This window comes from Streptomyces sp. NPDC059456 (genome assembly GCF_042750055.1).
Classification (GTDB): domain Bacteria; phylum Actinomycetota; class Actinomycetes; order Streptomycetales; family Streptomycetaceae; genus Streptomyces.
On sequence record NZ_JBHYVA010000387.1, the window covers coordinates 1 to 7,913 of the forward strand.

The following is a 7,913-nucleotide window of genomic DNA, read 5'->3' on the forward strand; positions in this document are numbered from 1 at the left end:
GGTGCAGGGCCCGCAGTTCATCCGCCGCTGAGGCCACCGGGTCCCGGTGCCGGGCCCCGTCGGGCCGGAGCTGGCCGGCGTCGGGCCGGGCTGCGCCGGGGCGGGCCCGGGCGGGGCATTCGCCCGGGGTCCGGTCAGGCCTTGGTGCTCTTGTAGCCCCGCCCCCACTGCAGGCCCCACCCGTACAGCCGGTCCAGCTCGGCCTGGAACCCGTACACGAACTTCACCTCGCGCCGGACGATCAGCTCGCCCTTGACGTGCTCCAGGGTGAGCACCGCACAGGAGCGGGCCTGTGGCTGCCGCTCCTCCAGCGGGATCTCGATCCGCGGTCCGGTGATCGGGTAGAGGGTGATCATGGCGTGCGTCCGGTCGAAGGCCGGGGTCTGGTCGTAGATGTAGACGAACACCAGCAGCCGCTTGATCTCGTCGGCGTGGTCGAGGTTGACGAAGACCGTCTCCCCGGAGGGCGCCCCGAACCGGTCGTCGCCGCTGAGCTTCACGTACGGCGGGCTGTTGATGTCACCGTGCAGGTTGCCGAGCGGCTGCACGACGCCCCGGGTGCCGTCGGCCAGCTCGTAGAGGCAGCCGAGGTCGAGGTCGACGTTGACCATGCCCTGGGTGTGCGCCTGCACCATGTCGGGCTTGAACAGCTTGAACGGGTGGCGCAGGAGCCGGCCGCCCTCGCCGCTGCGGGCACCGATGTCCGAGCTGCGCATGCGCCAGGACAGGTTGACCCGCAGGTTCCCGTGGACCGCGCCCTGTTTGGTGAGCGAGACCGTCGGATGCCGCTTGGTCAGCTCGATCGCGTTCGACGAGGCGCTGCCCGAGTCGAACTGCAGGGCGCGGCTGCCCCTGATCCCGTCGAAGAATCCCATTCCCCTACCCCCCTTTTGAATACGCGGGCGGGGCGGCCCGGCAGTCCGCAGACCAAGCCCGGCCGCCCCGCAGATGGAGCGTTCCGCATTACCGCCGTGATCATGCCTCGGCGGCGGAACCCTCCAGTTCCATCCGCTTGTTGCGGCGCACGGAGGACCAGAAGGACCAGCCGATGAGCACCACGCCGACGAGGCCGGTGATGACCTCGTTGATCTCGTACTGGATGGTGACGAGCAGGATCGCGGCGAGCGCGCCGATGGCGTAGTGCGCGCCGTGCTCCAGGTACACGTAGTCGTCGAGGGTGCCCTGGCGGACCAGGTAGACCGTGAGCGAGCGGACGTACATGGCGCCGATGCCGAGGCCGAGGGCCATCAGCACGATGTCGTTGGTGATGGCGAAGGCGCCGATGACCCCGTCGAAGGAGAAGGAGGCGTCGAGGACTTCGAGGTAGAGGAACATGAAGAAGGCGGCCTTGCCGGCCATGGCGACGGCCGTGACGGGCTTGCCGCTCTTCTTGGCCTCCTCCTCGGCTTCGTGCTCGGCCTCCTCCTCTTCTTCGAGGCGGTTCTCGAAGTAGCCGGACAGACCACCGACGATCATGTAGGTGATCAGGCCGAGGACACCGGAGACCAGCACCGTCTGCGCCTTGTCCACGTGGGCCCCGCCGTGCTGGTGGGCGTGGGTGGCGAAGGTCATCGAGGTGATGACCAGGACGATCAGCGCGATGCACGCCGAGAGCATGTCGATCTTGCCCAGCTTCGCCAGCGGGCGCTCCAGCCATGCGAGCCACTTGATGTCCCGGTCCTCGAAGATGAAGTCGAGGAAGATCATCAGCAGGAACATGCCGCCGAAGGCGGCGATGGACGGGTGGGCGTCCGTGACCAGCTGCTCGTACATCTCCTTGTCGTTCAGGGCCAGATCGACTGCGTCGATGGGCCCGATCTTGGCGCTGATGGCCACGATCACGACGGGGAAGACCAGGCGCATGCCGAACACGGCGATGAGCACGCCGACCGTCAGGAAGATCTTCTGCCAGAAGGCGTTCATCTTCTTCAGGATTCCGGCGTTGACCACTGCATTGTCGAAGGACAGCGAGATCTCAAGGATGGTCAGGATCGCCACGATCCCGAATGCGGTCCACCCCCCGTAGAACACCGCTGCGACCAGACCGAGCGCAGTGACTGCGAACGACCAGCCGAAGGTTTTGAGAACCACTGGCACCCCATCGTCTTGTACGGCTTTACGAAACGTTGACCCCGAAGTCTAGAGCGATGCCCCGGAGCCCCGACGCGTACCCCTGCCCCACTGCGCGGAACTTCCATTCGCCGCCGTACCGGTACACCTCGCCGAAGATCATCGCGGTCTCGCTGGAGGCGTCCTCGGTGAGGTCGTAGCGGGCGAGTTCCTGGCCGTCCGAGTCGTTCACCACGCGGATGAAGGCGTTGCTGACCTGGCCGAAGCTCTGCCGGCGGGCTTCTGCCTCGTGGATGGAGACCGGAAAGACGATCTTGTCGACCTCGACCGGCACCTTGGTCAGGTCGATGATGATCGACTCGTCGTCGCCCTCACCCTCGCCGGTGAGGTTGTCCCCCGTGTGTTCGACGGAGCCCTCGGGGCTCTTCAGGTTGTTGTAGAAGACGAAGTACGCGTCCCCCAGGACCCGGCCGTCGCGGCACAGCAGTGCGCTGGCGTCGAGGTCGAAATCGGCCCCCGTGGTCGAGCGCGCGTCCCAACCGAGACCGACCAGGACCCGGGTGAGGTTCGGTGCGGCCTTGGAGAGGGAGACGTTGCCCCCCTTGGCGAGTGTGACGCCCATGTTGTGGTCCTCCCCGGACGACGTGGTGATCGCGGCACGCTCGCGTGGCGGGCCGGCGGTGGTGCGGTGGTGGTGCTGGTGCTGTGGTGGTGCGGTGCAAAGCACGTCCGGCGCCGTACACACAGTGCACGGCGCCGGACGGGTGACTGCTGGCAGGCTCAGACGTTGACGCCGAAGTCCTGGGCGATGCCGCGCAGACCGGAGGCGTAGCCCTGGCCGATGGCGCGGAACTTCCACTCCGCCCCGTTGCGGTACAGCTCGCCGAAGACCATGGCGGTCTCCGTCGAGGCGTCCTCGGAGAGGTCGTAGCGGGCGAGCTCGGAGTTGTCGGCCTGGTTCACCACGCGGATGTACGCGTTGCGGACCTGGCCGAAGCTCTGCTGGCGGCTCTCGGCCTCGTAGATCGAGACCGGGAAGACGATCTTGGCGACGTCGCCGGGGACGCCGGCCAGGTTGACCTTGATCGCCTCGTCGTCGCCCTCGCCCTCACCGGTGGTGTTGTCGCCGGTGTGCTCGACCGAGCCGTCCGGGCTCTTCAGGTTGTTGAAGAACACGAAGTTCGAGTCGTTGGCGACCTTGCCCTGGTCGTTGGTCAGGATCGCGCTGGCGTCGAGGTCGAAGTCGACACCGGTGGTGGTGCGAGCGTCCCAGCCCAGACCGACGATGACCGCCGTCAGATTCGGCGCGGCCTTGGTCAGCGAGACGTTTCCGCCCTTGCTGAGGCTGACTCCCACGGGTCCTCCATTGGGTTCATGTGTGGGGCGGTGCCCCGTCGTGCGGTTTCTACCGGGATCAACGCTTCGATCCTAGTGACGGGTTCCCGCCTGTCGGCGTCTTTCCCGGTGAACGGTTCCCGGAACCCGCCCGGAGTACGGCAAGTACGGCGGGTACGGCCGGTGCGGCGAGCGGGCGGGTGCGCGGGGGGGGGCCGTCCGGCCCGGCCGTGCTCAGAGGCTGTCGAGGGCCTTGATGTACTCGTTCAGGTCACGCGCGTCCGGGAGGCCGTTGACGACGGTCCAGCGCACGATGCCGTCCTTGTCGATGATGAAGGTGCCGCGGACCGCGCAGCCCTTCTCCTCGTCGAAGACGCCGTACGCGCGGGAGGTCTCGCCGTGCGGCCAGAAGTCGGACAGCAGGGGGTATTCGAGGTTCTCCTGCTCGCCGAAGACCCGCAGGGTCGGCACGGAGTCGTTGGAGACCGCGAGGAGCTGGACGTCGTCGTTCTGGAAGCGCGGCAGCTGGTCGCGCAGCTCGCACAGCTCGCCGGTGCAGACACCGGTGAAGGCGAACGGGTAGAAGAGCAGCACGACGGCCTTCTCCCCGCGGAAGTCGGAGAGCCGCACGGTGGCGCCGTGGTTGTCCTTGAGCTCGAAGTCCGGGGCCTTGCTGCCGACCTCGATCGCCATCTCTCGCATCCCTTCGTTCCCGCATCCCCGGATTGGGCTGTTCGGGTGGGCCCCAGCCTAGGCGGGTCGGGTGTCCGCAACGCACGCACCCCGCCGACCGGAACGGATTCCGGCCGACGGGGTGCTTGTCCGCTTGGCTGCGGGGTGCGGCTCAGCGCTTGGCCTTGGCGGCCTTCGGCGTCACGAGCTTGGTGGAGGTCCACTCCTTGCCGACGGGCAGGCCCTTGGCAAGCGAGAGGCCGGCCGTCGTGGCGGCCTCGCTGATGTCGCTGGCCTCGACGTAGCCGTCACGGCCCGTCTTGGGGGTCAGCAGAAGGATCAGTGCGCCGTCCTCGACCAGCTCGGTCGCGTCGACCAGGGCGTCCGTCAGGTCGCCGTCCTCGTCGCGGAACCACAACAGCACCGCGTCGGCCACGTCGTCGTAGTCCTCGTCGGCGAGCTCACTGACGAGGTCTTCGACAGTTTCACGGAAATCCTGATCGACGTCCTCGTCGTAGCCGATCTCCTGGACCACCTGTTCGGACTGGAAACCCAGCCGGGCGGCCAGGCTCTCCGCGTGGTCCGCGGTCGCGCTCACGGGGTGCCTCCTGCTCATGTTCGGTGAATGTCTTCGGCGGCGCGCGTACGCGCAGCATTGGGCGTAGTCCACACGGGCGCGGCGGATCGCGCAAGTACCCGGCCGCCGAGACCGTCGAAACGGTGACGATTACGGCCGTCTCGCCGCAACTTTCAGCCTTCCCGCGTGCACCTCTGGTGATTCATCCCACACCATTCCAGCTCATTCGGCATCATCGGCAACGCTTACCGGCTTTCCTACCTGTTTGAGGGACCGAACGGTCTTACGAACCCGGTGATCGTCCGGGGCGTAAGGTTGCGGTTTGGCCGGACGCGCCGCCGCCCGCTCTCCCGGATCGCCGCGGACTCCAGTGATTACCCAGTGGTACAGGTGACGATTCCGACCGAGCGTAAGACGATGGGAGGCGGCGAAACCCCATGGCACGACTCCCCTGACAGCGAAGGAACAGCGTGGCTTCCGCATCCGATCGCAATCCGATCATCATTGGCGGCCTGCCGAGCCAGGTCCCGGACTTCGATCCGGAGGAGACGCAGGAGTGGCTCGACTCCCTGGACGCCGCCGTCGACGAGCGGGGCCGTGAGCGCGCCCGCTACCTGATGCTGCGGCTGATCGAGCGCGCCCGCGAGAAGCGCGTGGCCGTGCCCGAGATGCGCAGCACGGACTACGTCAACACGATCGCCACCAAGGACGAGCCCTTCTTCCCGGGCAACGAGGAGATCGAGCGCAAGGTCCTGAACGCCACCCGGTGGAACGCGGCCGTCATGGTCTCGCGCGCCCAGCGTCCCGGGATCGGCGTCGGCGGCCACATCGCCACGTTCGCGTCCTCCGCCTCCCTCTACGACGTGGGCTTCAACCACTTCTTCCGGGGCAAGGACGAGGGCGACGGCGGCGACCAGATCTTCTTCCAGGGCCACGCCTCCCCCGGCATCTACGCGCGCGCCTACCTCCTGGACCGGCTCTCCGAGCAGCAGCTCGACGCGTTCCGGCAGGAGAAGTCGAAGGCCCCGTACGGTCTGTCCAGCTACCCGCACCCGCGGCTGATGCCGGACTTCTGGGAGTTCCCGACCGTCTCGATGGGCCTCGGCCCGCTCGGTGCGATCTACCAGGCCCGGATGAACCGGTACATGGAGGCGCGCGGGATCGCCGACACCTCGAAGTCACACGTTTGGGCGTACCTCGGCGACGGCGAGATGGACGAGCCGGAGTCGCTCGGCCAGCTGTCGATCGCCGCTCGCGAGGGCCTGGACAACCTGACCTTCGTCGTGAACTGCAACCTCCAGCGGCTCGACGGCCCGGTGCGCGGCAACGGCAAGATCATCCAGGAGCTGGAGTCGCAGTTCCGCGGCGCCGGCTGGAACGTGATCAAGCTGATCTGGGACCGCTCCTGGGACCCGCTGCTGGCGCAGGACCGCGACGGGATCCTGGTCAACCGGATGAACTCGACGCCGGACGGCCAGTTCCAGACGTACGCGACCGAGACCGGTGCGTACATCCGCGACCACTTCTTCGGCGACGACCAGCGGCTGCGGGCGATGGTCGAGAACATGAGCGACCAGCAGCTGCTGCACCTGGGCCGCGGCGGCCACGACCACAAGAAGATCTACGCGGCGTACGCGGCGGCCAAGGCCCACAAGGGCCAGCCGACGGTGATCCTGGCGCAGACGGTCAAGGGCTGGACGCTCGGCCCGAACTTCGAGGGCCGCAACGCGACGCACCAGATGAAGAAGCTGACGGTCGACGACCTCAAGCGCTTCCGCGACCGCCTGCACATCCCGATCACCGACGCGCAGCTGGAGAACGGCGCCCCGCCGTACTACCACCCGGGCCCGGGTTCGCCGGAGATCCAGTACATGCACGACCGGCGCAGCTCGCTGGGCGGCTACGTGCCGACGCGCGTGGTGCGGGCGAAGCCGCTGCAGCTGCCGGACGACAAGGCGTACGCGGCGGCCAAGAAGGGCTCGGGCCACCAGTCGATCGCGACGACCATGGCGTTCGTGCGCATCCTGAAGGACCTGATGCGGGACAAGGAGATCGGCAAGCGGTTCGTGCTGATCGCCCCGGACGAGTACCGCACCTTCGGCATGGACGCGTTCTTCCCGAGCGCCAAGATCTACAACCCGCTGGGCCAGCAGTACGAGGCGGTAGACCGCGACCTGCTGCTCGCGTACAAGGAGTCCCCGACGGGCCAGATGCTGCACGACGGCATCTCGGAGGCGGGCTGCACGGCCTCGCTGATCGCCGCGGGTTCGGCGTACGCGACGCACGGCGAGCCGCTGATCCCGGTCTACGTCTTCTACTCGATGTTCGGTTTCCAGCGCACGGGTGACCAGTTCTGGCAGATGGCCGACCAGCTGGCGCGCGGTTTCGTCCTGGGTGCGACCGCCGGCCGGACCACCCTGACGGGTGAGGGCCTGCAGCACGCCGACGGTCACTCCCAGCTGCTGGCGTCGACGAACCCGGGCTGTGTGGCGTACGACCCGGCGTACGGGTACGAGATCGCGCACATCGTGCAGGACGGTCTGCGGCGCATGTACGGGCCGGAGGCCGAGGACGTCTTCTACTACCTGACGGTCTACAACGAGCCGATCCAGCACCCGGCCGAGCCGGCCGACGTGGACGTGGACGGGATCCTCAAGGGCATCCACCGGGTGTCCGCGGGCTCGGCGGGCTCGATCGGGGCGCAGATCATGGCCTCGGGCGTGGCGGTGCCGTGGGCGCTGGAGGCCCAGCGGATCCTGGCCGAGGAGTGGAACGTCCGGGCGGACGTCTGGTCGGCGACCTCCTGGAACGAGCTGCGCCGCGAGGCCGTCGAGGTGGAGGAGCACAACCTGCTGCACCCGGAGGAGGAGCAGCGCGTCCCGTACGTGACGCGGAAGCTGTCGGGTGCGGAGGGGCCGTTCGTGGCGGTCTCGGACTGGATGCGCTCGGTCCCGGACCAGATCTCGCGGTGGGTGCCCGGTGCGTACACCTCGCTGGGTGCGGACGGGTTCGGCTTCGCGGACACGCGCGGCGCGGCCCGGCGCTTCTTCCACATCGACGCGCAGTCGGTGGTGCTGGCGGTGCTGACCGAGCTGGCCAAGGAGGGCAGGGTCGACCGTTCGGCGCTGAAGCAGGCGGTGGACCGGTACCGGCTGCTGGACGTCGCGGCGGCCGACCCGGGCTCCGCGGGCGGCGACGCCTGAGGTCAGGGGGCGGACGGTCGGACGGCTGAGCGGCGGCGGGCCGGGGTGTGCGGGAG

The 7,913-nt window shown here is 68.1% G+C and carries 7 protein-coding genes; 1 reads left to right on the forward strand and 6 read right to left on the reverse strand.

The window, feature by feature from the left end; genetic code table 11:
• Window positions 1-134 precede the first annotated feature (134 nt).
• The 6 genes from ACFXA3_RS27650 to ACFXA3_RS27675 all read right to left on the reverse strand — a co-directional run bounded on the left by ACFXA3_RS27650 (window position 135) and on the right by ACFXA3_RS27675 (window position 4,675).
• On the reverse strand, window positions 135-875 hold the full coding sequence (locus ACFXA3_RS27650; RefSeq protein ID WP_385191125.1) for a Tellurium resistance: 741 nt from the start codon (window positions 873-875) through the stop codon (window positions 135-137).
• Between the two features lie 100 nt (window positions 876-975).
• Entirely contained in the window at window positions 976-2,091 is a 1,116-nt protein-coding gene (locus ACFXA3_RS27655; RefSeq protein ID WP_385191127.1) for a DUF475 domain-containing protein, read from the reverse strand.
• A gap of 25 nt (window positions 2,092-2,116) precedes the next feature.
• The gene (locus ACFXA3_RS27660) at window positions 2,117-2,692 is read right to left on the reverse strand and encodes a TerD family protein (protein WP_030160469.1); all 576 of its coding nucleotides are present in this window, start codon (window positions 2,690-2,692) and stop codon (window positions 2,117-2,119) included.
• 158 nt (window positions 2,693-2,850) lie between these two features.
• Window positions 2,851-3,426: a TerD family protein gene (locus ACFXA3_RS27665; protein WP_030869027.1), complete on the reverse strand. Its 576-nt coding sequence runs from the start codon at window positions 3,424-3,426 to the stop codon at window positions 2,851-2,853.
• Window positions 3,427-3,639: 213 nt separating this feature from the next.
• Entirely contained in the window at window positions 3,640-4,098 is a 459-nt protein-coding gene (locus tag ACFXA3_RS27670; RefSeq protein WP_376202523.1) for a peroxiredoxin, read from the reverse strand.
• A 151-nt stretch (window positions 4,099-4,249) separates the two neighbouring features.
• The gene (locus ACFXA3_RS27675) at window positions 4,250-4,675 is read right to left on the reverse strand and encodes a DUF3052 domain-containing protein (RefSeq protein WP_054222640.1); all 426 of its coding nucleotides are present in this window, start codon (window positions 4,673-4,675) and stop codon (window positions 4,250-4,252) included.
• Between the two features lie 449 nt (window positions 4,676-5,124).
• On the opposite strand from ACFXA3_RS27675, the gene aceE reads away from it, so the two are divergent.
• Window positions 5,125-7,857, forward strand: coding sequence for a pyruvate dehydrogenase (acetyl-transferring), homodimeric type (gene aceE, locus ACFXA3_RS27680; protein ID WP_385191129.1), 2,733 nt, complete (start codon window positions 5,125-5,127; stop codon window positions 7,855-7,857).
• The last annotated feature ends 56 nt before the right edge of the window (window positions 7,858-7,913 follow it).

Coding starts and splice junctions, on each gene's coding strand:
- ACFXA3_RS27650 (WP_385191125.1), bottom strand. CDS start 875: ATGGGATTCTTCGACGGGATCAGGGGCAGCCGCGCCCTGCAGTTCGAC.
- ACFXA3_RS27660 (WP_030160469.1), bottom strand. CDS start 2,692: ATGGGCGTCACACTCGCCAAGGGGGGCAACGTCTCCCTCTCCAAGGCC.
- ACFXA3_RS27670 (WP_376202523.1), bottom strand. CDS start 4,098: ATGGCGATCGAGGTCGGCAGCAAGGCCCCGGACTTCGAGCTCAAGGAC.